At 29.7% G+C, this 24,631-nt stretch carries 23 protein-coding genes and 1 riboswitch; of the genes, 17 read left to right on the top strand and 6 right to left on the bottom strand.

All coding sequences use genetic code 11. From position 1 onward, the window contains the following. Positions 1 to 32: 32 nt before the first annotated feature. The gene (locus tag OXH55_RS00400) at positions 33 to 1,358 is read right to left on the bottom strand and encodes an aminotransferase class V-fold PLP-dependent enzyme (protein ID WP_418921814.1); all 1,326 of its coding nucleotides are present in this window, start codon (positions 1,356 to 1,358) and stop codon (positions 33 to 35) included. 258 nt (positions 1,359 to 1,616) lie between these two features. Here OXH55_RS00400 and OXH55_RS00395 point away from each other — a divergent pair, with 258 nt between their 5' ends. Then, complete coding sequence (locus tag OXH55_RS00395) at positions 1,617 to 3,224, top strand: ClC family H(+)/Cl(-) exchange transporter (protein ID WP_268047428.1); 1,608 nt, start codon at positions 1,617 to 1,619, stop codon at positions 3,222 to 3,224. A gap of 60 nt (positions 3,225 to 3,284) precedes the next feature. On the opposite strand, the gene OXH55_RS00390 is transcribed toward OXH55_RS00395, so the two are convergent. Together OXH55_RS00390 and OXH55_RS00385 are read right to left on the bottom strand one after the other, a co-directional pair. Beyond that, positions 3,285 to 3,899, bottom strand: coding sequence for a hypothetical protein (locus OXH55_RS00390; RefSeq protein ID WP_268047427.1), 615 nt, complete (start codon positions 3,897 to 3,899; stop codon positions 3,285 to 3,287). A gap of 174 nt (positions 3,900 to 4,073) precedes the next feature. Next, the gene (locus tag OXH55_RS00385) at positions 4,074 to 4,664 is read right to left on the bottom strand and encodes a superoxide dismutase (protein WP_268047426.1); all 591 of its coding nucleotides are present in this window, start codon (positions 4,662 to 4,664) and stop codon (positions 4,074 to 4,076) included. A 196-nt stretch (positions 4,665 to 4,860) separates the two neighbouring features. Here OXH55_RS00385 and OXH55_RS00380 point away from each other — a divergent pair, with 196 nt between their 5' ends. The 3 genes from OXH55_RS00380 (at position 4,861) to OXH55_RS00370 (ending at position 7,684) form a co-directional block, all read left to right on the top strand. Then, positions 4,861 to 5,517, top strand: a complete 657-nt coding sequence (locus tag OXH55_RS00380) for a hypothetical protein (protein ID WP_268047425.1) — start codon at positions 4,861 to 4,863, stop codon at positions 5,515 to 5,517. Between the two features lie 100 nt (positions 5,518 to 5,617). Next, entirely contained in the window at positions 5,618 to 6,292 is a 675-nt protein-coding gene (locus OXH55_RS00375; protein ID WP_268047424.1) for a response regulator transcription factor, read from the top strand. Positions 6,293 to 6,310: 18 nt separating this feature from the next. Next, on the top strand, positions 6,311 to 7,684 hold the full coding sequence (locus OXH55_RS00370) for a sensor histidine kinase (RefSeq protein WP_268047423.1): 1,374 nt from the start codon (positions 6,311 to 6,313) through the stop codon (positions 7,682 to 7,684). A 30-nt stretch (positions 7,685 to 7,714) separates the two neighbouring features. Here OXH55_RS00370 and OXH55_RS00365 read toward each other — a convergent pair whose 3' ends face one another. Then, a complete protein-coding gene (locus OXH55_RS00365; protein ID WP_268047422.1) occupies positions 7,715 to 9,088 on the bottom strand; it encodes an MATE family efflux transporter in 1,374 nt (457 codons plus the stop codon). Between the two features lie 138 nt (positions 9,089 to 9,226). On the opposite strand from OXH55_RS00365, the gene OXH55_RS00360 reads away from it, so the two are divergent. The 6 genes from OXH55_RS00360 (at position 9,227) to OXH55_RS00335 (ending at position 15,217) form a co-directional block, all read left to right on the top strand. Then, positions 9,227 to 9,730, top strand: coding sequence for a flavin reductase family protein (locus tag OXH55_RS00360; RefSeq protein ID WP_268047421.1), 504 nt, complete (start codon positions 9,227 to 9,229; stop codon positions 9,728 to 9,730). Between the two features lie 114 nt (positions 9,731 to 9,844). Continuing rightward, positions 9,845 to 10,207 carry a transcription factor gene (locus tag OXH55_RS00355; protein ID WP_268047420.1) on the top strand — a complete coding sequence of 121 codons (363 nt, stop codon included), beginning with the start codon at positions 9,845 to 9,847 and terminating at the stop codon, positions 10,205 to 10,207. A 286-nt stretch (positions 10,208 to 10,493) separates the two neighbouring features. After that, the gene (locus OXH55_RS00350; RefSeq protein ID WP_268047419.1) at positions 10,494 to 11,759 is read left to right on the top strand and encodes a uracil-xanthine permease family protein; all 1,266 of its coding nucleotides are present in this window, start codon (positions 10,494 to 10,496) and stop codon (positions 11,757 to 11,759) included. 231 nt (positions 11,760 to 11,990) lie between these two features. Continuing rightward, entirely contained in the window at positions 11,991 to 13,988 is a 1,998-nt protein-coding gene (locus OXH55_RS00345) for a methyl-accepting chemotaxis protein (RefSeq protein WP_268047418.1), read from the top strand. Positions 13,989 to 14,099: 111 nt separating this feature from the next. Beyond that, on the top strand, positions 14,100 to 14,363 hold the full coding sequence (locus OXH55_RS00340) for a YkuS family protein (protein ID WP_268047417.1): 264 nt from the start codon (positions 14,100 to 14,102) through the stop codon (positions 14,361 to 14,363). Between the two features lie 236 nt (positions 14,364 to 14,599). Then, positions 14,600 to 15,217 carry an acetate uptake transporter gene (locus tag OXH55_RS00335; protein ID WP_268047416.1) on the top strand — a complete coding sequence of 206 codons (618 nt, stop codon included), beginning with the start codon at positions 14,600 to 14,602 and terminating at the stop codon, positions 15,215 to 15,217. Between the two features lie 51 nt (positions 15,218 to 15,268). On the opposite strand, the gene OXH55_RS00330 is transcribed toward OXH55_RS00335, so the two are convergent. After that, the gene (locus OXH55_RS00330) at positions 15,269 to 15,835 is read right to left on the bottom strand and encodes a hypothetical protein (RefSeq protein WP_268047415.1); all 567 of its coding nucleotides are present in this window, start codon (positions 15,833 to 15,835) and stop codon (positions 15,269 to 15,271) included. Positions 15,836 to 16,036: 201 nt separating this feature from the next. Between OXH55_RS00330 and OXH55_RS00325 the strand changes: the two genes are divergently transcribed. The 5 genes from OXH55_RS00325 to OXH55_RS00305 all read left to right on the top strand — a co-directional run bounded on the left by OXH55_RS00325 (position 16,037) and on the right by OXH55_RS00305 (position 20,236). Then, the gene (locus OXH55_RS00325) at positions 16,037 to 16,900 is read left to right on the top strand and encodes a methionyl aminopeptidase (RefSeq protein WP_268047414.1); all 864 of its coding nucleotides are present in this window, start codon (positions 16,037 to 16,039) and stop codon (positions 16,898 to 16,900) included. 36 nt (positions 16,901 to 16,936) lie between these two features. Then, positions 16,937 to 17,092, top strand: coding sequence for a hypothetical protein (locus OXH55_RS00320; protein ID WP_268047413.1), 156 nt, complete (start codon positions 16,937 to 16,939; stop codon positions 17,090 to 17,092). Between the two features lie 96 nt (positions 17,093 to 17,188). Beyond that, the gene (locus tag OXH55_RS00315; RefSeq protein ID WP_268047412.1) at positions 17,189 to 18,061 is read left to right on the top strand and encodes a DegV family protein; all 873 of its coding nucleotides are present in this window, start codon (positions 17,189 to 17,191) and stop codon (positions 18,059 to 18,061) included. Between the two features lie 5 nt (positions 18,062 to 18,066). Next, the gene (locus OXH55_RS00310) at positions 18,067 to 18,819 is read left to right on the top strand and encodes a hypothetical protein (protein WP_268047411.1); all 753 of its coding nucleotides are present in this window, start codon (positions 18,067 to 18,069) and stop codon (positions 18,817 to 18,819) included. A 100-nt stretch (positions 18,820 to 18,919) separates the two neighbouring features. Continuing rightward, positions 18,920 to 20,236: an aspartate kinase gene (locus tag OXH55_RS00305; protein ID WP_268047410.1), complete on the top strand. Its 1,317-nt coding sequence runs from the start codon at positions 18,920 to 18,922 to the stop codon at positions 20,234 to 20,236. Between the two features lie 138 nt (positions 20,237 to 20,374). On the opposite strand, the gene ilvD is transcribed toward OXH55_RS00305, so the two are convergent. After that, positions 20,375 to 22,036, bottom strand: coding sequence for a dihydroxy-acid dehydratase (ilvD, locus tag OXH55_RS00300; protein ID WP_268047409.1), 1,662 nt, complete (start codon positions 22,034 to 22,036; stop codon positions 20,375 to 20,377). Positions 22,037 to 22,344: 308 nt separating this feature from the next. Next, positions 22,345 to 22,458, top strand: a riboswitch (SAM riboswitch). Positions 22,459 to 22,595: 137 nt separating this feature from the next. Between ilvD and OXH55_RS00295 the strand changes: the two genes are divergently transcribed. Together OXH55_RS00295 and OXH55_RS00290 are read left to right on the top strand one after the other, a co-directional pair. Beyond that, positions 22,596 to 23,405 carry a MetQ/NlpA family ABC transporter substrate-binding protein gene (locus tag OXH55_RS00295; RefSeq protein ID WP_268047408.1) on the top strand — a complete coding sequence of 270 codons (810 nt, stop codon included), beginning with the start codon at positions 22,596 to 22,598 and terminating at the stop codon, positions 23,403 to 23,405. A gap of 39 nt (positions 23,406 to 23,444) precedes the next feature. Beyond that, positions 23,445 to 24,617 (top strand): M20 family metallopeptidase, encoded by a 1,173-nt coding sequence (locus OXH55_RS00290; RefSeq protein WP_268047407.1) that lies wholly within the window; start codon positions 23,445 to 23,447, stop codon positions 24,615 to 24,617. Positions 24,618 to 24,631: the final 14 nt, after the last annotated feature.

Below are 24,631 nucleotides of genomic sequence, written 5' to 3'. Positions count from 1 at the left end.
GAATGTTGCGACGCAACATTCTTATTTTATGGTTATATAGTAGAGCCATATTTATTTATATAAGCTTGTTTATTTAAAACAATTTTATTAAGAATACTTACTAACTTATCTATTTCTTTTGTGGTGTTATAAAGTCCAAAGCTTATTCTAACCATTCCAGGTTTACGGCTGCCAGTTTTAATTCTAGTTATTACTTCTTCCTTTGTCATACGCAGAAGTCTCTGTACATAAGGGTGGGCACAAAAACATCCACTACGAACTGCAATACCTGATTCATAGGAAAGGATTTTTGCTACCACTTCATGTGGGATATTTTCAATGTTGAATGGAATAACACTTATTCTTTCTTTAATGTTACTTTTAGAATAGTATATTTTAATATCAGGAATTTCTTTTAATTTATCAAGAGTATAATGTGTTAAAGTATTTTCGTGAGCTTCAAGATTTTTCATTCCAATTGAAGTAAGGGTTTCTATAGCAACTGCTAATGCAACTACGCCCATTACGTTTGGAGAACCTGCTTCATCTTTGAGAGGAGTTTCAGTCCATTTTATATAATCGTGAGTAACTATATCTATAGTTCCTCCACCTGGGTAATCAGGAGGAATATTTTCAAAATCATTTTTACATCCAATTAAAACTCCAGTTCCAAAGGGAGCATACATTTTGTGAGCTGAGAAGACAAGATAATCTATATGCTTAGGGGAAGTATCTGCTTTTATATCTACAACAGCGTGAGGTACAAGTTGTGCACCATCTACCATTATTTTAGCGCCATATTTATGTGCAAGCTCTGCAGCTTTATATATGGGATTTCTATATCCTGTAACATTAGAAGCACCAGTTATAGTAACTAGTTTAACGTTACCATCATAATTTATTAGCTTTTCTTCTAAATCTTCTAAGGAAAGCACACCATATTTATCTACAGATACATAATCTATAGCGTATTTTCTCCAAGGTAAGTCGTTTGAATGATGTTCCATATCTGTAGATAAAATAACACCATTTTTATATTTCTTATAAAGTATATTTGAAAGCTTATTTATAGCTTCAGTTGCATTTTTTACAAAGATAACCGTATTAGTATTTAAGTCAGCATTGACAAATTTAGCAACAACTTTTCTTGTTTCCTCATATATTTTTGTGGAAATTTGAGATTTATATCCAAATCCACGATGAACGGAAGAATATAATGTTAAAAAGCGCATAACTTCTTCTGCTACTGATACAAAAGGTGGAGTTGTTGCTGCATTATCAAAATTGATAGCTTGTACATACCTTCCGTTTGCTAAGGGAGCTTTTATATTAACTCCAACTACTAAATCTCTATAATTAGAAGTACTCATACTTATCACACTCCAACTAGTACTCTATAATACATTTTATTAGGAATTCTACAAAAAGGTGTTATAATAAATGCTATATTATAAATAAAAATTTGTTTTATAAAATACTACGAAAATTCGTGAAATAAAAAGTATACTAAGGAAAAACATATAGTAATGGAAATATTATATATGAGATTATATTAAATATAGTTGATTATATTATTTTATAGGATTATAATTAACTTGTAATTAAAAACTAAATAAGTATACATTGGAGGAAGGATTGTGAAAGAGAAAGATAAAAATGGGATTTATAATACTTTATTTCATTGGCAAAAATTCCGGTTAAAGCTTGTTGGAGAAGGAATTGCTATAGGAATATTATCAGGATTATTGATAGTATTATATAGATTTGCAGTAGAGAGATCAAGCCATATAACAAAAGAACTATATTCCAAGGTATCACAAAATGTAGGGGATATTATTCTTTTGTTTATTGGTTTGGTGACAATTGCTTACTTGGTAGGCCGAATGATGAAGGAAGAACCTATGGCTACTGGAAGTGGTATTCCACAGGTAGAAGGTATTCTTCTTAGAAAGATGGATATGAATTGGCTTAATGTTGTAGTCAAAAAATTTATTGGTGGAGTTTTAGCTCTTGCAGCAGGGCTATCTTTAGGAAGAGAAGGTCCATCGGTTCAAATGGGTGCAGCCATTGGTCAAGGGTATAGTAGAGGATTTAAGAGAGTAAAAATTGAAGAAAAGTTTCTAATTACAAGTGGTGCCAGTGCAGGTCTTGCCGCTGCTTTTAATGCGCCTTTGGCAGGAGTTATATTTGCCCTAGAAGAAGTGCACAAAAACTTTTCACCATTAGTGTTAATATCTGCGATGTCTGCATCGCTTACGGCAGATTTTATAGCAAAACAATTTTTTGGACTTAAACCTGTGTTTGATTTTCATGAATTATCAGCATTACCTCTTAGATATTATGCATATTTAATAGTATTAGGTATTATTATAGGAATCTTTGGTGTGGCATTTAACAAGGCTTTGACCAAAACACAAGATATGTATGCATCTCTGAAATGGCTGTCTGTTGAATTTAGACCAATCATTCCTTTTATAATTGCGGGAATAATAGGATTGACTAATCCAAAGTTGCTTGGTGGTGGACATGAACTGATTATGGAACTAACTAAAAGTAATTTTACCATAGCTATGTTGTTACTTTTCTTAGCAATTAAATTTTTCTTTACTATGATAAGCTATGGTTCAGGTGTACCAGGTGGTATATTTTTACCTTTATTAGTAATTGGGGCTTTAACAGGAAATATATATGGAGCTACTTTAACAAAAATAATCCATATTGACCCTAAATATATTACAAACTTTATGATTTTAGCTATGGCGGGATATTTTACTGCTATTGTTAAAGCACCTATTACAGGGAGTATTTTGATTACTGAAATGACAGGTTCATTTACTCATTTACTTCCACTAACTTTAGTTTCTATTACAGCTTATATTATAACGGATGTTTTAGGTTCTGAACCTATTTATGAAACTTTATTAGAAAGATTTTTGCATAATAAAGGTGCAAATGAATTTATAGGAGATAGTAAAAAGAAAGTACTTATTGAGAGTGTGGTAACGCTAGGCTCAATTGTAGCAGGTAAGAAAATAAAAGACTTGAAATGGCCAGAAAAGTGTTTGCTTGTAGGAGTTAAAAGAGGAGAGAAAGAACTTATTCCTAAAGGAGATACAACTATTTATGCAGGCGATTATATTATAGTTTTAGTTGATGAAGACAAAGCTTCAGACATAACAGAGGCTATATCTGAAATGTCTGGACGATGTATAATAGAACAAGAATTGAGAAGTAAGCATGCTTAAAATAAAAGACTATATTTGCTAATGCAAATATAGTCTTTTATTTTAAACAACTATTTTTTATTATGCCTTAGAATAGTTAGTGATTACAATTGTATTATTAAAGAAAATGTAATTAAATATATGTTTAGAATTTGGACGCTTAGCAGTATATCCAAATTTAGAAGTTTCAGATGAAGGAGGGTAAGAAGATTGTAATGCTATTTTAAAATTTTTAAATAAGTCATTTTGAGTAACTAAATCTGTCTTACAGTAATTAACTCTAGCATAGTTCTTAAAAGCTTCATGAACATTAATTACATTATAATTTATAAATCCTTCTTTGGAATCTACTAGAGCGATATTTCCAAGCATACTACTAACAGGAACAAAATGGATTTTCTTTGCTACTTGTTTATTTATATATTCTGTATCTTTGCTTATACCTAGAGTTTTTAAAGGAATATAATTAAACAAAATCTTATGAGAATCGTTACTAATAAAGCAAAAAGCATAATCTTTATAAACAGCTATTTCTTCTTTAAAGTTTGAAAGAGAAGAATCAATTGGTAATAGTTGAGAGGTATTATGTGCCTCTACAGATAAGCTTTTGAGTTCTTTATTCTTTGACTCAAAATTGTTATTATGATTCAAATAGTTAACAAGAGCATTGTAAGTATTTAGATAAACTTCTTTCATTATATATATTTACCTCCTTAAAGGAATATTAAAGCAAATAAAAATTTTATTTGAATACTTTGCTTATACTGTAAAATATGTGCCCATAATATAATTTATGACTAAAAGAGATTAAATAAAAAAGAAGCAAAAGAATTAATTTTTAAATATCTTTCTACTTCTTTTTTATTATTTTTAAGATAAGGCTTCTAAGTATCGTCTATTAACGTCATCCCAGTTTACGATATTCCACCAATCATTTATATAATCAGCTCTTCTATTTTGATGTTTTAGATAATATGCATGTTCCCATACATCAAGAATTAAAAGAGGAATGCATCCCCACAAAGTTAAATCTTGGTGTTTTTCAATTTGAAGTATTTCAAGCTTTTGGAATTTAGGAACCCATACAAGTGTACACCATCCAGAGCCTTCTACACCTGCTGCTGCAGCAGAAAACTGTTTTTTGAAGGCTTGAAAATTTCCAAAATCTCTGTCTATTCTACCAGCAACTTCACCAGAAAGTGTAGAACCACCAGGTATCATATTTTCCCAGAACATAGTGTGTAATATATGTCCAGAACCGTTGAAGGCAAGTTCACGTTCCCAGTGCTTTATAAGAGAAAAATCTCCTTGGTCTCTTGCTTCTTGAAGTTTAGTTTCAGCTTTATTAAGTCCATTAACATAACCTTGATGATGCTTGTCATGATGAATTCTCAATGTTTGTTCATCATAATAAGGTTCTAATGCATTATATGCATAAGGTAATGAAGGTAAAGTAAACATATTGATCACCTCATTAATAAATTTTGTCTATATTATATTATTTTACCATACTTAATAATTATATGTATTAATATATTATTGTATTCAATAAATAAATTTCACATAATTTCACATAATTTTGAGATATTTATTCCAAAATGTATCATTATAATAAACTCATAAAGAAACACAATATTTTAAGAGGAGTTGTGATAATATGTTAAAATTAAAGAAAATTATTTTGTCAGGAGTACTGGCAGCTTCAGTGTTAGCACCAAGTGCTGCTTATGCGCAAGGATCTGTAAAAGAAGGAACGATTGATAGACAAACAAAGATTGAGCAAAGACAAGAAAAAATGGAGAAAATGAAAGCACATCATGAGAAGGTATTAGATAAAGCGAGTAAATATGTTGAAGGAATAAAAGAACAAGGAAAAGAAATATTAAATGAAAGAATAGAACTTAGAAAGCAGTTATCAGAATTAAAGAAAGATATAAGAAAAGATAAGAGACTTCCAATGAAAGAGGAAGTGAAAGAAGAAATTAAGAGTATAAAAGAAAAAGTTAAAAATGGTGAAATGACTAAAGAAGAAGCAAAAGAATATATGAAGAGCAAGAAAGAAGAAATTAAAGCTGAAATGGATAAGAATAAAGAAGAGTATAAAAATCAGCATTCAGAAGAAATAGAGGCAAGAAAAGCTCAATCAGAAAAGACAAGAGTATCTTGGAAAGCTTTTGTAGAAGCTGTTAAATCTAAGGATTCAGAAGCTATACAAAAAGCATTTGATGTTTATGTAGAAAATGTTAAAGAAGGAAATAAACTTTTACAACAAAGAATAGATACAATTAAAGCTGAAATTGCAAATAACCAATAATAAAAATACTTCGATTAAGGATATGTTTAAATTAAAGCATATCCTTTAATTTTATATTATAATAAAGTTAAGTAAATACCTTAGGGTAGGAGGAATAGTTATGTTCTATAATATTTATTTAGTAGAAGATGAGGAGAACTTAAATAATATATTAACTTCGTATTTAGAGAAAGAGGTATGGAAAGTAACTTCTTTTTTAAATGGAAGAGAGGCAGAAGAAGCTATTAAAAATCAGCCTCATTTGTGGATTTTAGATATTATGCTTCCTGATATGGATGGATATGAATTAATAAGAAAAATAAAAGCTGATAATAATGATATACCTGTTATTTTTATTTCAGCAAGAGATGAGGATTTAGATAGGATTTTAGGTCTTGAAATGGGCAGTGATGATTATTTAGCTAAACCTTTTCTACCTAGAGAGTTAGTAATTAGAACTAAAAAATTACTTAAAAGAATTTATAACAATGATAATTCTATAAATAAGTCTAAGATAATTAAGATTGATGAATATTATATAGATGAAGAAAAAAGAAGTGTTAAGGAAAATGATAAGGAAATTGATATAACTTCAAAGGAATTTGATTTATTAATATTATTTATAAAAAATTCTTCTACAGCTTTTTCAAGAGAACAGATTTTAGACAAAATTTGGGGTCAAGATTATTTTGGAAATGACAGAGTGGTGGATGATTTAATAAGAAGGCTTAGAAAGAAAGCTCCTAAATTAAAGATAGAAACTATATATGGGTATGGATATAGATTATGTGAATAAATATGAAAAGGTGGAGTTATGAAAAATAAATCATTGGTATTTCAAATTTGGATTGTTATAGCTGGTATTATATTAGGTTTATCTATAATATTAAGTGTAGTTTTTCCTTTTGCTTTGAGAAATTTTTTTACTGAAGAGAGTTATAAGACTATTGAAGCAGCACAAGCTAGAGTGATTTACGGAAAGATAAAGAAAGATTTATTCAGAGATGAAAATAATGTTAAGCTTGAAAAGAACTTAGATATAAGAGAGGTAGCTCATATAAGATATGTATCAGGAGCTAAAAATGAAGGAGCAAAACTTAGAGTTAGTAAATTGATAAAATATTATAATTTGCCTGTTAAGTTTTGGGGGGAAGTATTAAAGCAAGCAAGAAACCAGCAGGAAGAGAGTAAAAGATATGTAAAAAATATAAGAAATAAAAAAATATTTTATGTAATTAGAAAATATAATCATAAGGGAAGACAAGAATTTATATTTTCATATATGGGAGATACATATAGAAATAGTTTAGCTAGGGAACTTCTTAAAAAGCTGATGCTTATAACTACTATTACAATTTTAATAAGTTTATTTTTAGCAGTATGTTTTGCAAAATACTTAACTCGTCCTTTAATTAAGCTTGAGAAAAGTGTAAAAAGAATTGCAAAAAGGGAATGGGATGAGCCTATTAACATAGATAGAAAGGACGAAATAGGTAGCCTTTCTAATTCAATTGAGTATATGAGAAGAGAACTTATAAAAAGAGATGAAGCTCAGCAAAGTATGCTTCAAAATATATCTCATGAATTAAAAACTCCTGTTATGGTTATTAGAAGTTATTCTGAAGCTATAGAAGATGGTATTTTTCCTAAGGGAGACTTGAAAAGTACTATTAATGTGATAAATGATGAAGCTAAAAGATTACAAAAAAGAATAGGTGATTTAATTTATTTATCTAAGTTGGAGTATATGTCAAGACATGAAATACCTAAGAAAACTATAGATTTAAGAGAGCTTATGGAAGAGATTATTGAAAAGTTTCAAGTGGCAAATACCAGTATTGAATGGAAGATCCAATTAGAAAACATAAATATTTTAGGAATAAAGGAACAGTGGAATGTCGTGGTGGAAAACTTATTAGATAATGCAATGAGATATACTAAAGAAGAAATAAGGATTTCCTTATATAGTAAAGAAAAATTTGCTTTTATTTGTGTTCATAATGATGGAGAAGCAATAGATGATGTTTTAATTGACAATTTATTTGATAAATTTAAAAAAGGAAAAAAAGGTAAATTTGGATTAGGTATGAGTATAGTAAAGACAATAGTGAATTTTCATAAAGGAGAAATTAGTGCTGTAAATGAAAAAGATGGAGTTTCATTTTATATAAAGATAGAGAAAGTTTAAATGGACAAATCATAATATTTGTCCATTTTATTAAGCTGAAATTTTATTATGAATAACTTTATTTTGCCACTTTCCAGATAAATAGATAAGCATTCCTATACCACATATAATAGCATTACTTAAAACCATAGAATACCAAATTGATGTAGGTCCTAAATTTGTAAATCGTTGAATGCAAACTATCATAGGTAATCTAAGAAGCCAAAGTCTTCCCATGTCCATAAACATAGAATAAAAAGTGTGACCAGATCCTTGAAACGTTCCTCTTAATATTTGAAAGATACCTATAAGAGGAAGACAAGCAGAAATTATTTTTAAGTATTCTTGTCCTTGTATAATAACTTCAGCGTCTTTTGAATTTGGAACAAACACTTTAATTACATTTCCAGCAAATAAAAATAATATCGCTCCTCCAACAATTGAGAATATAGTAGAGATTATAATTGCTGTTTTAAAAGCATGTTTAGCTCTAGAAGTTTGATCAGCACCTAAATTTTGCCCTATTATTGATGCAAGAGCACTACCTATTCCCATAGCAGGCATCATAACAATTGAATTAATTTTATTACCTATATTAAAGGCGGCTAGAGTATCGTTACCGTATAAAACAATAAATATATTAAGGATTATGAATCCTAAAGCGGCACCGGATTGTCCTATAGAAGAGGGAAGACCTACTTTTAAAATTTTATTAATAACACTTTTTTGAAGTTTTAGATTTTTACGAGTAAGGTGAACACCGTTGTGGTTAGTGAATAAAATATAAATTATATAAGGTGTAAGTATTAGTTTTGAAATTACAGTAGCTATTGCTGCTCCTTTAATTCCCATATTAAGTTTTAAAATGAATAAAGGATCTAAAATTACATTTGTAATTACACTAATTGTACTTAAAACCATAGGAGTAAAAGTATCCCCTTGAGCCTGTCTAATAGCTCCAAAAACCAGAAAAATAAATAGACAAGGAACATCGAGAAACATAATTTTTAAATATATGCAGCTGTTTGTAAAAAGAGCATTATCAGCTCCCATAAGTTTTACAACAAAAGGAGTTATAAAATATCCAATTGCTGCAAGGGCAATACTTAAAATTATTGAAAAAGAAAAAATTTGTGATGCAATTAAATTTGCTTCTTTCTTTTGATTAGAACCTATATATTGAGATATTAAGGATGTACCTGCTATTGTAACTCCCATTCCAAATGATATCATAAGAAAAAGTACGGGCCATACAAAACCAGTAGCGGCAACTTCTACAGCGCCTAGTTTACTAACCCAATAAGTATCTGCTAAATTATATAAGGTTTGTACTAAATTATTAAACATAATAGGAAAAGCTAAGGTTAATAAAACTTTTTTCATATCCCCATATAATATCATTTCTCTTTTGTGTTTGTAGTTCATAAATATCCCCCCATTGTCAATAGGGCCATTGTAACATATTATATAAAATATGTATACAAAACTAAAGCTACCAATTAATATATAAATAATAGGTATGTTAGAATTATAATATAAACAAACTATAAAGGAGGAATTTTTATGGCAGTTAATTTCACTGAAAATCTTGAAAAAGGAATGGAATACCTTCATAAGAGAGGGGCTTTTTTAACAACAAAAGTTGATGATAAAGTAAATACTATGACAATAAGCTGGGGAAGTATAGGATTTGAATGGAATAAGCCAATTTTTACAGTGTTTGTTAGGAAGTCACGATATACGCACCAGTTTGTTGAAAAATCAGGAAAATTCACCGTTAGTATACCTGTAGATGATTCAATGAAAGAAGATTTAGCTTTTTGTGGTAAAAAATCAGGTAGAGATGTAAATAAATTTGAAGAGTGTAATCTAAAGATTGAAGAAGGAAAAGAAATTAATGTTCCAGTTGTTGGAGAATGTGGTCTTGTTTATGAATGTAGAGTTGTATACAAACAAGATATGGATTTAAACCTTATAGATGAAGAAATTAGAAAGGTTAAATATTCAGATGAAGATATTCACACAGTATATTATGGAGAAATAGTAGCATGTTACTTAAATAAATAATGGATATAAAAAACTCCAAGCGTAAAAAAAGACGCTGTGGAGTTTTTTTATGAATTTTATTGCTTGGAAAACATATATTTAAATATAAAATAATGAACACAGGAGGGGGATTTAATGAAATTTAAAGTGGAAAAAAAAGAGACTTTAACAGCAGTAGTTGCAGCTATTGGGTTATTATCAATTCCTGCATTGGTAGTAAGGGATAGAATTAAGAACATAAGAGCTGAGGAAGAAGAAAAGAGAATTATTAAAAAACTAATAAAAAATACAGTAAACCTAGAAGAAAATTTAACTAATGAAAAAGTAACTGAGTATATAGAGTTTGTACGACAAATAAAAATACCAAATAAGGTTATGTGTAAAAATATTGCAAGAGATGGTTATGATATGGTTAAAGCTAGTGAGAATATAGAGGATAATTTGAAATCAAATCTTAGAACTATCCTGGAATGTAAAGGAGTAAGAGAATTATATTAGATAATTTTTAAAAAAAATGTTGTATAAAATAACAAGATATGATAAAATTAATTAGGTTAAGCAAATAATCTTTAATATAGTCCAGTGAGACTGACAAGATTTAAAGTTATGAAACTATGTATTTTTATTTTGTAAGATAGTTATAACTTCTTGTCAGCGGACAAGAAGTTTTTTTATTGCAAATTTATAAAGTAATAGTTTACTTTTTAATTCAGTCCTGTGAGGCTGAAAAAAGGAGAAGAATCATTTTTTCTCCTTAGTATTTAAAATATAAGGAGGTTTTTTTATGTCAGAAAACGTATTGTCAAAAACAAATGTAGAAGTAGAAGAAAGTTCAAAAATTCTAGAATCATCTAAAAAGGTTATTTTAGCACTTCAACATTTAATAGCAATGTTTGGAGCTACTGTTTTAGTACCAATTCTTACAGGATTTGATCCATCAGTTGCGCTTTTATCAGCAGGAATGGGAACCCTTATATTTCATTTCGTAACAAAAAGAAAAGTTCCAGTATTTTTAGGTTCTTCTTTTGCATTCATAGGAGGCATACTTGCAGTTAAAGAAATGTTTAATGGAGATTTAGCTTATGCTCAAGGTGGCATAATGGTAGCTGGTCTTATTTATGTAGGGCTATCTTTATTAGTAAAAAAAATAGGTGTTGAAAAAATCAAGAAATATTTACCGAATCAAGTAGTTGGACCAATGATAATAGTAATTGGATTAAATTTAGTACCTGTAGCATATGGAATGGCGTCTAATAACTTTATGGTAGCAGGTATAACATTATCAATAGCACTAATAATTACTTTTAAAGCAAAAGGATTTATAAAACAACTTGCAATTTTAATTGCAGTAGTAGTAGGATATATACTTTCTCTTAAGATAGGAATAGTTGATACATCAGTAATAAGTAATGCACCAATGTTCGCAATGCCGAATTTTTCACTGCCAAAGTTTGATTTAGGAGCTATTGCAATAATAGCACCAATAGTACTTGCTGTGTTTATGGAACATATAGGAGATGTAACAACTAACGGTGAAGTAGTAGGAAAGAATTTTATAGAAGATCCAGGGTTAAATAGAACTCTTTTGGGAGATGGACTTGCAACTTTATTTGCTGGATTTGTTGGAGGACCTGCAAATACAACTTATGGAGAAAATACAGGAGTTCTTGCGATAACTAAAAACTATAATCCACAGATACTTAGAATAGCTGCAGTATTTGCAATAATGTTAGGATTTATAGCTAAAGTAGGTGGGTTCTTAAGAACAATACCGGTACCTGTAATGGGCGGAATAAGTTTGATGTTATTTAGTATGATAGCTTTTGTAGGAGCAAAAACGTTAAGTGGAGATAAAGTAGAATTTAATGTTAAAAATATACTAGTTATAGCAACAATATTAGCTTTAGGACTTGGAACAGGATTTGTTGAAAAAAAATATGGAATATCAATAGGAATACCTATAACAGCAACAGTGAAAATTACAGGATTAAGTTTAGCTGCTATAGTTGGAGTTGTACTTAATGCAGTATTAAATAGAAAAAGAGCATAGTAAAAAAAGAAAGGGCATTGCTAAGCAATGCCCTTTCTTTTTTTACAATTATATATTTAAAATGGAATATTTTTGTCGTTTTATCTATTTTTATTTGTAATATTTTGATATAATTTAATAACAAATGAAAAAAGGGGAGTGTTATTTTAAATGGATAATCTAAAAAGGCGGTGTTATTGAGTAATTATTTATAAATATGCAAATTAGTTATTCAGAAAAGGAGAGAAAGTTATGAAATTGAGGATAAAACATAAATTAATAATTATGTTTGTTTTATTAATCTCTATTCCATTGTTTACATTAGGGATGATGTCCTATTCAAAATCTGCGGGTATTTTAAAAACAAATTTTAAAGAAGCTACACTTGAAGTTGTAAATCAAAATAAAATGGCAATAAATAATTATCTTAAAGGTTATGAAGAAACTCTAAAACAGATGTCTTATGAAGCTAATGTACAACAAATTTTAAGTAATCCTGAGTACTTGACTAGGGTTATGGGAAATCTTGAAAGTTTTAAGAAAGGTCATGAAGAGGTTCTTAGCATTTATTTAGGTACTAAAAATAAAGATACTTATATATATCCATCAATAAAAATTGAAGAAGGATATGATCCTACTGAAAAAATGTGGTATAAAGAAGCTGCTAAAAATGAAGGGATAATTTGGACGGAGGCTTATGAAGATGGATTTACTGGAAAGTTAATCGTAACAGCAGCTGTACCTGTTTATAATACCTTTAATAATAATGAACTTGTTGGAGTATTAGCTGTAGACATTTCGCTAGATACTTTATCACAAGAAGTAAACTCAATTAAAATTGGTGACAAAGGTTATGTGTATATATTAGATAAGGATAATAGAATAATAACACATAAAAATAAAGAACTTATATTAACTAATACTGATCAAAAAGAAATTATAAATGCTATAAAAGAAAACAATGAAGGGTGTGTAGACTATAAATGGGAAGAAAATGGAGTGATGGTAGATAAGTTTGCTTCATTTACAAAGTTTGATAAATTGGGATGGAATATTATTGGGAGTATGTATTTGGATGAAATAGATGATAGTGTTGAAGGAATATTAGATATTAATGTGACCATTGGGGTGTTAGCTTTATTGATAGCTATTTTAATATCAATAATTTTTGCAAATAGAATAACAAAACCAATTAATTCACTTGTACAAGATATGGAAGAAGTTAAAAAGGGTGATTTTACTGTAAAATGTAATATAAAATCTAAAGATGAAATAGGTACTCTAGGAACAGGTTTTAATATAATGATTGAAACTGTTGGAAATTTAATAAATAATGTACAAGCTGTATCTAAGGAACTAAATTCATCATCGCAAAATTTAGCAACTAATTCTGAAGAAACTAGTGCTTCAACAGAAGAGATAGCACGAGCGGTTGAAGAAATATCAGTGGGAGCTACAAAACAAGCTGATGATGCAGAAAAATGTGTTCAGATTACTTATGATTTATCAGAAAAATTTAATGATTTGTCAGATAACACAAGAAAGATTGAAACTGTTACTGATGAAGTAACTAATGAAAATATAAATGGAGTTAAAGTTGTGGAAGAATTACATACTAAAACAGAATCTAATAAAAAAGGTATTGAAAAAATTGAATATGCAGTAATTCAATTAAATGATAATGTTAATAATATAAATTCCATACTTGATACAATAAATGCTATTTCAGAACAAACCAATTTATTAGCATTAAATGCTTCCATTGAAGCTGCAAGAGCAGGAGAAGCTGGTAAAGGTTTTGCTGTAGTTGCTGATGAAATAAGAAAACTTGCTGAAGGTTCTCAAGATGCTACAGATGAAATCAAGAAAATAATAACCGATATTGAAAATGATAGTAATAACACTGTAGAAATAATGCATGAAGTTAAAACTATGGCAAATGATCAGGCGAGTGCTGTTGATGAAGTAAATAATTCATTTGCTAAAATATCTAATTCTGTGAATAATATAACAGATAAAATCCATATTATGACCAAATTTGTTAATGAGTTAAATGACGATAAAGAAGTGATAGTAGATTCTATCCAAAACATATCATCAATATCTCAAGAAACAGCAGCTTCATCTGAGGAAGTAACAGCTTCAATTGAACAGCAAAGTACTGCAGTTGAAGAAGTAGCAAGTGCAGCTGATAGGCTGAATGAACTAGCTATAAAGCTTGATGAAGAATTAAATAAATTTAAGGTTTGATAAATCATACAAAGTTATTACTTCTCTATTATTAAGTAAAATAATAAATTAAAGAAAATAGGAAAAAATAAATAATGACGTTAATTTAAAATAATAGTAGAGGTGATAACGATGAAAAAAATAGCAGTTGAAAAGCAATTAAGTAATATTAAAAATTATCTTTCTAATGAAGGATATTCTGTAGAAGAAATTGATAAAAATATTAAAAATACTACATCATCTTTTGATAAATTTGATGCTGTAGTATTAACAGGACAAAGTATAAACATGTTAGGAATGGAGGATACGCTTACTTCTACACCAACAATTAATGCAGAAGGTTTAACACAGGAAGAGGTTAAAAGACAAATAGAAAGTAAAATTACAAGAGGATAGAATACAATAGAGTAAAATAAACAGAAATAAATAGGCTCACAGAGAAAATATTTTTCTCTTGTGAGCCTATTTTAAATAATATTAAATATAAATTCAAGAATTTCAATATAAATATTTAGTGATATTTATATTTATGAAAAAAAAATATAAAAAATTAGAAAAAACATAATTAATTGACGAAAAACAAACTTTATGTTAAATTTATAACAAACACTTAATTTTATGGAGGTATACTAATGTCGAAATGCGAAACACAAAACATTAAAATTACTAATGCAGATCCTTCAGCTCTTGGATTATTTGGATTAGCTATGGTAACTTTAGTAGCATCAAGTCAAAAACTTCATTTTACAGAAGGCGTATCTTTTATAATCCCATGGGCAATATTTTTAGGGGCTTTTGCGCAATTATTTGCCTGTATTAACGATTCAAAGAGAAATAATATTTTTGGAACTACAGCCTTTGGAGGATACGCATTTTTCTGGTTAGGAGTTGCAATGTCATGGTTGATTAAGGCAGGAGTTTTTGGACAAACACTTGCATCAAGTGCGGATTCAAAGCAATTAGGATTTGCTTTCGTTGGATATTTAATTTTTAGTATTTATATGACAATAGGAGCAACAGAAACAAATAAGGTATTATTCATAATATTTTTCTTGATAGACTTTTTATTTATTGGCTTATCTTTACATTCATTTGGTATTGCACCAGAATTATCGCACAAGCTTGCAGCAATTTCAGAACTAGTAATATCATTAGTTTCATTTTATGGTTCAGCAGCATGTGTTTTAAATGCTCATTTTGAAAGAGAATTTTTACCGGTTGGTAAACCAATGGGTATATTTAAAAAATAAATAAGGAAATAAGGATGTTGCTCTGCAATATCCTTATTTATTTTTCTTATTTCATTTTGAGGAACTATCTGTAAGGGGGCAGTTGATTCTATTACCATTATTTCTAAATGTTCCATTACCATTTTTTAAACCTTGGCCTCTTTTACCTTGACCATTTCCTTTAGGGGCACCAAGTCTACCTTGCCCAGGTACAGCATTTGAAGCATTTTCTTTTATAGCTTTTTTATAAGTTTCTCCATCTTCCTTTAAAATGGTTCCTTTTGCAACAGCATCATCTATAGCTTTAGTTTTAGCCTCAATTAAAGCTGCTTGTAAATCTTCATGAGAAAGACCTTTTTCTTCAGCAAATTCACTTATAGTTTTACCTTCTGTTCTAGCATTACTAATATCTTCATCAGTAACATTTAACTTTTCTTTTATTACTGAAGTTGCGAAGTCATATCCTCTAAAGCCAGTAGCACGTCTAAGCCCAATTCCTGTAGAAATATTTGTATTTGTATCTGTATCTGTATTAGGATTAGTTGGTGTAGATGTACTAGCAGTATAAGCATATGCTGTAGCTCCAAGTCCTATTGTAAGAGAAAGTGTTAATGCAGTTAAAATATTTTTCTTTTTCATAATATTTACCTCCTATATATATTATTTTTGAAAACTTGTTTTTTATTTATCTTATGAGTTAATAATACAGAATAAATTTGATTAAAATATGTTATAATTGTGATGAAATTGTGAAAATATGATATAGTAATAATTGAAAGGTAAAAAATGATATAATATAAAGAGAAAAGTATTATAAGTATATTTTTAGAAGGTGAAGTAATGAGAAAATTATCAAGAAATGATTTATGCTGGTGTGGTAGTGAAAAGAAGTACAAAAACTGCCATCTACAGCAAGATGAAAAGTTGTCAATTATGGAAGCAGAAGGACTTATAATTCCTCCTAGAGAAATAATAAAAACACCAGAGCAGATAGAAGGTATAAGAAAAAGTTCACAGGTTACTAAAAAGGTTTTAGATATGGTAGCTGAAAGAATAAGAGAAGGTGTAACAACTGATGAAATTAATACTTGGGTTCATGAGTACACTTTACAGTTAGGAGCAGTACCAGCACCATTAAATTACATGGGATATCCTAAAAGTGTATGTATATCAATAAATGAAGTTGTATGTCATGGAATACCTAGTGATAGAGTTCTAAAGAATGGTGATATAGTAAATGTTGATGTAACAAGTATTTTAAATGGATATTATGGTGATGCCAGCAGAATGTTTATAATTGGAGAGGCATCAGAAGAAGCAGTTAAACTAGTTAAAACGGCTAAAGAATGCTTGGATATAGGAATTGAACAAGTTAAGCCTTTTGCAACAATTGGAGATATTGGATATGCTATTCAAAAGTATGCAGAAAGTAAGGGTTATTCTGTTGTACGAGAGTATGGAGGACATGGTATTGGAATACAATTCCATGAAGAACCTTTTGTAGATCACTGTGCACAAAAACACACAGGAATGATATTGGTTCCAGGAATGACTTTTACCATTGAACCAATGATAAATGAAGGTACTTATAGATGTAAACTTCTTGATGATGGGTGGACTGCACTTACTGCTGATGGTAAACTAACTGCTCAATGGGAGCATACTATATTAGTTACAGAAGATGGTGTTGAAATATTAACTTAATGTAACTTAAATATTCTATGAAAAAGGAGAAAAATGATGTCACAAAAGAATATTGAAATGATGAAAAAAATAATTGAAGAGAAAAAGAAAAAAAGTTCTAATCAAAATAATAATGAAAGACCTACTAAAGCAATGGGTCAGACTAGAAAAGCCATTAGAAGTCATAATGGTGGAGGATTATTTGATAGATAATATTTTAAGACCTAGATGAGAAATCATTTAGGTCTAATTTGATTATATATTTAATATTTTACAAACAAAATTAATCAAATGGGGGGAAGATAAAAAATGGCTGTTAAAATAGTTACAGATAGTACTTCGTATATACCAAAAGAACTAATAAAAAAATATGATATTTCTATAGTTTCTTTAAGTGTTTCTTTTGGTAATGAAAACTTTAGAGAAACTGATATAGATAATGAAAGCTTTTATAAAAAGATGGATGATTATGATACGTTCCCAACTTCATCACAACCATCTGTAGAGGAGATATACAAGATTTTTGAAATGCATGTTAAAGATGATAATGAAGTAGTTGGAATTTTTATTTCATCTCATATGAGTGGTACGTTTTCTACAGCAGGTCTAGTGAAAAATATGATTTTAGAAGAATATCCAAATGCTAAGATAGAACTTATAGATTCTAAATCTAATTCTATGCAGCTTGGATTTGCAGTTCTTGCAGCAGCAGAGGCAGCAAATAAAGGGAAAAGCTTAGAAAATGTTGTAGAGGATGCAGATAAAAATATAAAGAGAAGCAGATTTGTATTTTCACCAGACACACTTGCTTATTTAAAAAAAGGTGGAAGAATTGATGGAGCAAGTGCTTTAATAGGGTCGCTTTTAAGAATTAAACCTATATTGACAGTAGTAGAAGGTAAAACAGAAATCTTATCTAAGGTGAGAACGTCTAAAAGAGCCATACAAACAATAATCAATACTTTTAAAGAAGATACAAAAAAATTTGGTTTTGGAGATGTAATTATTCATCATATAAACTGTGAGGAAAGAGCTAAAAAGATAGCCAAAGTATTGGAAGAACAAGTTGGAAAAGTAGTTAAGATATGTGATATAGGTCCAGTTATAGGAACTCACGTTGGACCTGGTGCTCTTGGACTTGTATATTATACTGAACAAGAATTAAAATTAAATACAGATTGATAGATATGAAAAAAGAAAATTTAGTTTATATAAAATTAGAAAACAATCAAATTATTCGAAACAGAAAAAGACTTAGGGAAAACTTTATAGATGAATCTCATAATATAAATAATGAAGAAATTAAGTCTATTTCAGAGAAAGATTTAATATTATTATTCAAATTATATGATAAGTACTTTTTTAATGAATATTTTAAGCAGAATTTTAGAGGAAAAATAAGTTTTTCACTGTCAAATAAAATGACTAGAAGTGCAGGCAAAACAATAGTTCCAAGAAATTTATCAAGTTTAGAGGAAACTAGTGAGAGATATGAAATAAGGATAGGAGTGAATTTTTTCTTTCATTATTATGAATTAAAAAGAAAGAAAATTGTAAATGGAATAGAAACAAAGGATGCACTTCATTCTCTTTTAATGGTTTTTGAGCATGAACTTATTCATTTTATAGAATTTTATGTCTATAAAGAGTCTAATTGTAAGAAGAATAGATTCAAAGATTTGGCTTATAATATTTTTGGACATGTTGATGTATATCATTCACTTCCTACTATTAGAGAAATTGCTTATGAAAAATTTGGTTTTAAATGTGGAGATAGAGTATGTTTTGTTCATAATAAAAAAGAGCTTATAGGTATAGTAAATAGTATAAATAAAAGAGCAGCAGTTATGGTGTTGGACAAAAATGGTAGGTATATTGATACAGAGAAAAATAGATATACTAAGTATTATGTTTCCCTAAATTTACTAAAGAAAATATAAGAAAATAGAAAATAATAAAATACTTGAAATATTTCGAGAGTGTGATATTATTTATAAATATACAAAATTATATAGGGAACTATACTAGGGGTGATGAAAAATGAATAATATTGTAGTTGTAAAATTTGGGGGCAGCTCTCTTGCAAATGCAGAGCAATTTAGAAAGGTAAAGAATATTATTTTAAGTGATGAGAGAAGAAGATACATAGTACCTTCAGCACCAGGTAAACGACATAGTAAGGATTATAAAATTACAGATCTTTTTTATCTATGTCATGCACATGTACAGCAGCACATTTCTTTTGATGGTGTTTTTGAGATTATTGAAGAACGGTATAAGGAAATAGTAAGAGAATTAGATATTTCTTTAGACATAGGGGGCTATTTAAAAGAAATTAAAAACAAAATTGCAGAAGGAGCAACACCAGATTATACTGCAAGTAGGGGAGAATATCTAAATGGATTGATACTTGCTAATTTTTTAAATGTAGACTTTGTAGATGCTGCTGAAGTAATTTTGTTTGACAAATATGGATATTTTGATTCTGAGAGTACTAAAAAAGCAATTAGTGAAAAATTAAATTCTATTGAAAGAGCTGTTATTCCAGGCTTTTATGGGGCTATGCCAGATGGAAATATTAAGACTTTTTCAAGAGGAGGATCTGATATAACAGGATCAATTATAGCTCGTGATGTAGAAGCTAAATTGTATGAAAATTGGACAGATGTTTCAGGTTTTTTAATGGCAGATCCTAGAATTGTAGAGAATCCAAAGCCTATAGAAGAAATTACTTATAAAGAATTGAGAGAGCTTGCTTATATGGGAGCTACAGTGCTTCATGAGGAGGCAATTTTCCCAGCAAGGGAAGGTTGTATTCCAATTAATATTAAAAATACTAATGCACCTGAGGATAAAGGAACTATTATCATAAATGATGATGAGGGTAAAAATCAAATGGGAACTATTACTGGTATAGCAGGAAGAAAAGATTTTACTGTTATTGCAGTAGAAAAGGCATTCATGAATGCAGAAATAGGTTTTGGAAGAAGACTACTTTCTATACTAGAAGCTTATGGAGTCTCCTTTGAAAATATGCCATCAGGAATAGATACTATGTCTGTAGTAATTGCAGATTCTCAGCTGGATAATAAATTGGATAAAATTTTAGAAGAAATAAAAAGACAGTGTAATCCAGATACTATTCAAGTTATTCCTAATATGGCGCTCATTGCAACAGTAGGTAGAGGAATGGCAAGGTCTATTGGAATATCAGAAAAAATATTTACATCTCTTGCAAGAAATAATGTTAACATTAGAATGATAGATCAAGGGTCTAGTGAAATGAATATTATAATTGGAATAGAAGCAAGTGATTTTGAAAGAGCTATAAATTCAATTTACAATGCTTTTGTATAATGCCATTCTGATGAGGTACTAGGAAGAAAGTACTAGGTTATAGGATAGGATGTTTTGCTAAATTAAAACTAAAAACTAAACAAAAATAAGCCTAAAAATAGATGAAATCTATCTTTAGGCTTTAATTTTTTACTTGTTTTATTCAAGAACTGCTCCTTTACTAGCAGAAGTAACTAATTTACTATATCTGCGTAAATATGTTCCTTCTGGAGCTTTTGAAGGAGGTTGTTTCCAATTATCGAGTCTTCTTTGTATTTCATCGTCTGGTAAATCCAAAATTATTTTTCTATTTGGAATATCTATTTCTATTAAATCGCCTTCTTCAATTATTGCTATTGGGCCACCTTCAGAGGCTTCTGGTGCTATATGTCCAATACAAGGACCGCGTGTTCCACCTGAGAAACGACCATCAGTTATAAGAGCAGTACTTTTTTCAAGTCCCATACCTATAACAGCAGCTGTAGGACTTAGCATTTCTCTCATTCCAGGACATCCCTTTGGGCCTTCATATCTAATAACTACAACATCTCCTGCATGAATTTCTTTCTTCATTATAGCTTCAAAAGCATCTTCTTCTGAGTCATAAACTCTTGCTGGACCTTTGTGTTGCATCATTTCAGGTTCAACTGCTGATTGTTTTACAACAGATCCTTCTGGTGCAAGATTACCTTTTAAAACAGCAATTCCACCTTCATTGGAGTAAGGGGTATCTAAAGGTTTTATTACAGAAGTATCCAGTACTTTTGAATTTTTCACATTATCTTCTAAAGTTTTTCCTGTAACTGTTATTGTATCAGAATATATAAGATCTGCTTTTAACAGTTCATTTAGTATAGCTGAAATTCCTCCTGCTTCATCTAAATCTATCATATGATGAACACCAGCTGGACTTAATTTAGTTATATGTGGAACTATTTTACTTATTCTATCAAATTCATCTAAATCTAGATTAATCTTTGCTTCATTAGCTATAGCAAGCAAGTGAAGAGTAGTATTACTTGAACCACCTATAGCCATATCAAGAGCAATAGCATTTTTAAAAGCTTTTTCTGTCAAAATATCTCTAGGTTTAATATTTTCTTTAACTAAATTCATTATTGAAATTCCTGCTTGTTTAGCAAGTTGTTTACGTCTTCCATAAGGTGCAGGAATTGTTCCATTACCAGGTAAAGCCATACCTAAAGCTTCAGCCAAACTATTCATACTGTTTGCAGTAAATAAGCCAGCACAGCTTCCACAAGTAGGACAAGCACTTTGCTCTATTTTTAGTAATTCTTCATCTGAGATTTTACCTTCGGCATGAGAACCTACTCCCTCAAAGGCATGAACAAGGTCAACTTTTTTCCCACAATTGTTTCCAGGAAGCATAGGACCACCACCTATGTAGATAGAAGGAATGTTAAGTCTTGCTGCTCCCATTAACATACCAGGAACTATCTTATCGCAACTACCGATAAGAACTAATCCATCAAATTTATGTGCCATGCAAACCGCTTCTATAGAGTCTGCAATAAGTTCACGACTAGCTAATGGATATTTCATTCCACTATGATTCATAGAAATACCATCACAAATTCCTATAGCGGGAAATTCAATTGGAGTTCCACCAGCAGCAGATATTCCAAGTTTTACAACTTGAGCTAATTCATCTAAATGAAAATGACCGGGAATTATTTCATTATGTGCATTAACTACTCCAATTAATGGTTTATTAAGATCTTCTGGTAAATACCCCATAGCATAGAACAGAGATCTATGAGGTGCACGTGCAGCTCCTTGAGTAACTTCTTTACTATTCAATTTATAAGCCCCCTTAATTATTAAATAAATCTTAAAATATAAGTATACTTACTTATATTTATAAGATGCTTTTTAATATTTTCATTTAAATATACAGTAAATATTATGGAGTGTCAACAGTAAATGTAATACTCTAAAATTAGTTTATTTATGTTTAAATTTACTGGATTATAGATAAGATTGGAACTTATAATTTCGTAACTTTGGACAAGATACGTGAATATAGTAAGATTAATATTAATAAAATTTTGCTGTTGACATTTTATTTTAATGGTTATATAATCTTTAACATAAATTAAATTGAATATTGCTTATCAAGAGTGGTGGAGGGACTGGCCCTATGAAGCCCGGCAACCAGTATGATATTTTATACGATACATACAATGGTGCTAAATCCTGCAGCTTAAGCTGGAAGATAAGGGTGAATAGGACTTTTAAGACCTAAGGTTATCCTTAGGTCTTTATTTTTTTATCTAGATAAGTATGACAAAAGGGGGCGTGAATTGTAGTTTATTGAAAATGTATTTAAGTTTAAATAAAATAGGGGGGCTATTGAATAATGAAGAAAATAGTTTTAAGTTTATTGAGTTTTATATTGATATTTGGTTTTATAGGATGTAGTGATAAAAGTACTTCTAAAAAAGAAGGAGAAGATAAAAAAGTAATTAAAATAGGGATTACACCAAATCCTTTTAGAGAAATTGTAGAAGAAGTTAAACCTTTGCTAAAGGAAAAGGGATATGAATTAGATATTGTAGAATTTACTGACTATATAACTCCTAATACTGCTCTTGCAGATGGAGAATTGGATGTTAACTTATACCAACATATTCCGTTTTTAAATAAGTTTAACAATGATAAACATACAGATTTAACTTATACAGCAAAGGTGTTAGTAGCTCCTATAGGAGCTTATTCAAATAAAATTAAAGATTTGAAGGAATTAAAAGAGAATGCGGAAGTAGTAATTCCTAATGATCCAACTAATGAAGCAAGAGCTTTAAAATTGCTTGCTAGTGTTGGACTTATAAAAATAAAAGATAGTGATTTTGTAACAATTTTGGACATTATAGAAAATCCTAAGAAGCTTAGTATAAAAGAGCTGGATGCTGCACAGATTGCAAGAACCTTAGATCAAGTAGATGTTGGAATAATTAATACAAATTTTGCATTAGCAGCAAAATTAGATCCAGTAAAAGATGCTATTTATAGAGAATCAAAAGATTCACCTTATTCAAATGTTTTAGCAGTAAGAAAAGAAGAGAAGGATAAACCTTATGTAAAAGCTTTATCAGAAGTATTAAATTCAAAAGAATTAAAAAAATTTATTGAAGACAAATATAAAGGAGTATTAATACCATCATTTTAACTTGTGCGTTAGTTAAGGGCTGTATTAGGGGGCTTATAAATGAATATAGAGAATTTAGCAAATAAGTATAAAGAGCATGTCATTAACCTTAGGCGAGAGTTTCATAGATTTCCAGAGGAGAGCTGGAGGGAAGAAAGAACATCTAGGCGTGTAAAAGAGGAGCTTCAAAAAATAGGGGTAGACTTTGAAGCGACTGCTAAAACAGGCATTGTAGCAACGCTTAGAGGAAAAAATCCAGGAAAGATAGTAGCTCTTAGAGCAGACATGGATGCAATTAGAGTTAAAGAAGCTACAGGAGCTGAATTTGAATCTGAAAATGAAGGTATAATGCATGCTTGCGGTCATGATGGGCACATGGCAATGCTTATAGGGGCAGCTAAAATATTAAAAGAATTACAAAATGAATGGGATGGTACAGTTAAGTTTATTTTTCAACCAGCAGAAGAAGTCGGTGAAGGGGCAGCTAAAGTAATTGAAGAGGGATTTTTAGATGATGTACAGGGGGCTTTTGGTATACATCTTTGGAGTGATTTGCCTTGTGGAAAAGTATCTGTAGAAGAAGGTCCTAGAATGGCTTGTGCAGATATATTTAAGATTAAGATTAAAGGAAAGGGCGGTCATGGTTCGCTACCGCATCAAGGGGTAGATGCGGTAGTGGCAGCTTCAGCAATTGTTATGAATTTACAGACTGCTGTAAGTAGAGAAATAAATCCTATGGAACCTGCTGTTGTAAGCGTGGGGGCGTTAAAAGCAGGAACAAGATTTAATGTCATTGCAAGTGAAGCTATTTTAGAAGGAACAACTAGGTGTTTTAATGAGGAAATTAGACAACAATTTCCTAAAATATTGGAGAGAATTTCTAAGAATACAGCTGCAAGTTTTAAAGCAGAGGCAGAGTTAGAATATATTTTTGCAACACCAATTACTATCAATGATAAAAAATGTTCTTCTATTGCAAGAGGGTCAGTAGAGAAAATTGCAGGTAGTGATGCTGTTGTATTAATGGATAAATTAACAGTAACAGAGGATATAGGAAGATATTTTGAGAAAATACATGGAGTTTTAGCTTTTGTAGGGGTTAGAAATGAGAAAAAAGATGCTATATATCCTCAGCATCATGAAAAATATACTATTGATGAGGATGCATTAGAAATAGGAACAGCATTATATGCACAATATGCTTTAGATTTTTTAAATTATAAAGGACTTTGATTTTTTTGAGACAG

Source organism: Clostridium ganghwense (assembly GCF_026735165.1).
Lineage (GTDB): Bacteria > Bacillota > Clostridia > Clostridiales > Clostridiaceae > Clostridium_H > Clostridium_H ganghwense.
This window is presented reverse-complemented; position numbering and strand designations above follow the sequence as displayed.

Bases quoted from the DNA above. Each gene is read 5' to 3' on its own strand.
- OXH55_RS00390 (WP_268047427.1), bottom strand. From the start codon at position 3,899: ATGAAAGAAGTTTATCTAAATACTTACAATGCTCTTGTTAACTATTTG.
- OXH55_RS00385 (WP_268047426.1), bottom strand. From the start codon at position 4,664: ATGTTTACTTTACCTTCATTACCTTATGCATATAATGCATTAGAACCT.
- OXH55_RS00380 (WP_268047425.1), top strand. From the start codon at position 4,861: ATGTTAAAATTAAAGAAAATTATTTTGTCAGGAGTACTGGCAGCTTCA.
- OXH55_RS00375 (WP_268047424.1), top strand. From the start codon at position 5,618: ATGTTCTATAATATTTATTTAGTAGAAGATGAGGAGAACTTAAATAAT.
- OXH55_RS00370 (WP_268047423.1), top strand. From the start codon at position 6,311: ATGAAAAATAAATCATTGGTATTTCAAATTTGGATTGTTATAGCTGGT.
- OXH55_RS00365 (WP_268047422.1), bottom strand. From the start codon at position 9,088: ATGAACTACAAACACAAAAGAGAAATGATATTATATGGGGATATGAAA.
- OXH55_RS00360 (WP_268047421.1), top strand. From the start codon at position 9,227: ATGGCAGTTAATTTCACTGAAAATCTTGAAAAAGGAATGGAATACCTT.
- OXH55_RS00355 (WP_268047420.1), top strand. From the start codon at position 9,845: ATGAAATTTAAAGTGGAAAAAAAAGAGACTTTAACAGCAGTAGTTGCA.
- OXH55_RS00350 (WP_268047419.1), top strand. From the start codon at position 10,494: ATGTCAGAAAACGTATTGTCAAAAACAAATGTAGAAGTAGAAGAAAGT.
- OXH55_RS00345 (WP_268047418.1), top strand. From the start codon at position 11,991: ATGAAATTGAGGATAAAACATAAATTAATAATTATGTTTGTTTTATTA.
- OXH55_RS00340 (WP_268047417.1), top strand. From the start codon at position 14,100: ATGAAAAAAATAGCAGTTGAAAAGCAATTAAGTAATATTAAAAATTAT.
- OXH55_RS00335 (WP_268047416.1), top strand. From the start codon at position 14,600: ATGTCGAAATGCGAAACACAAAACATTAAAATTACTAATGCAGATCCT.
- OXH55_RS00330 (WP_268047415.1), bottom strand. From the start codon at position 15,835: ATGAAAAAGAAAAATATTTTAACTGCATTAACACTTTCTCTTACAATA.
- OXH55_RS00325 (WP_268047414.1), top strand. From the start codon at position 16,037: ATGAGAAAATTATCAAGAAATGATTTATGCTGGTGTGGTAGTGAAAAG.
- OXH55_RS00320 (WP_268047413.1), top strand. From the start codon at position 16,937: ATGTCACAAAAGAATATTGAAATGATGAAAAAAATAATTGAAGAGAAA.
- OXH55_RS00315 (WP_268047412.1), top strand. From the start codon at position 17,189: ATGGCTGTTAAAATAGTTACAGATAGTACTTCGTATATACCAAAAGAA.
- OXH55_RS00310 (WP_268047411.1), top strand. From the start codon at position 18,067: ATGAAAAAAGAAAATTTAGTTTATATAAAATTAGAAAACAATCAAATT.
- OXH55_RS00305 (WP_268047410.1), top strand. From the start codon at position 18,920: ATGAATAATATTGTAGTTGTAAAATTTGGGGGCAGCTCTCTTGCAAAT.
- OXH55_RS00295 (WP_268047408.1), top strand. From the start codon at position 22,596: ATGAAGAAAATAGTTTTAAGTTTATTGAGTTTTATATTGATATTTGGT.
- OXH55_RS00290 (WP_268047407.1), top strand. From the start codon at position 23,445: ATGAATATAGAGAATTTAGCAAATAAGTATAAAGAGCATGTCATTAAC.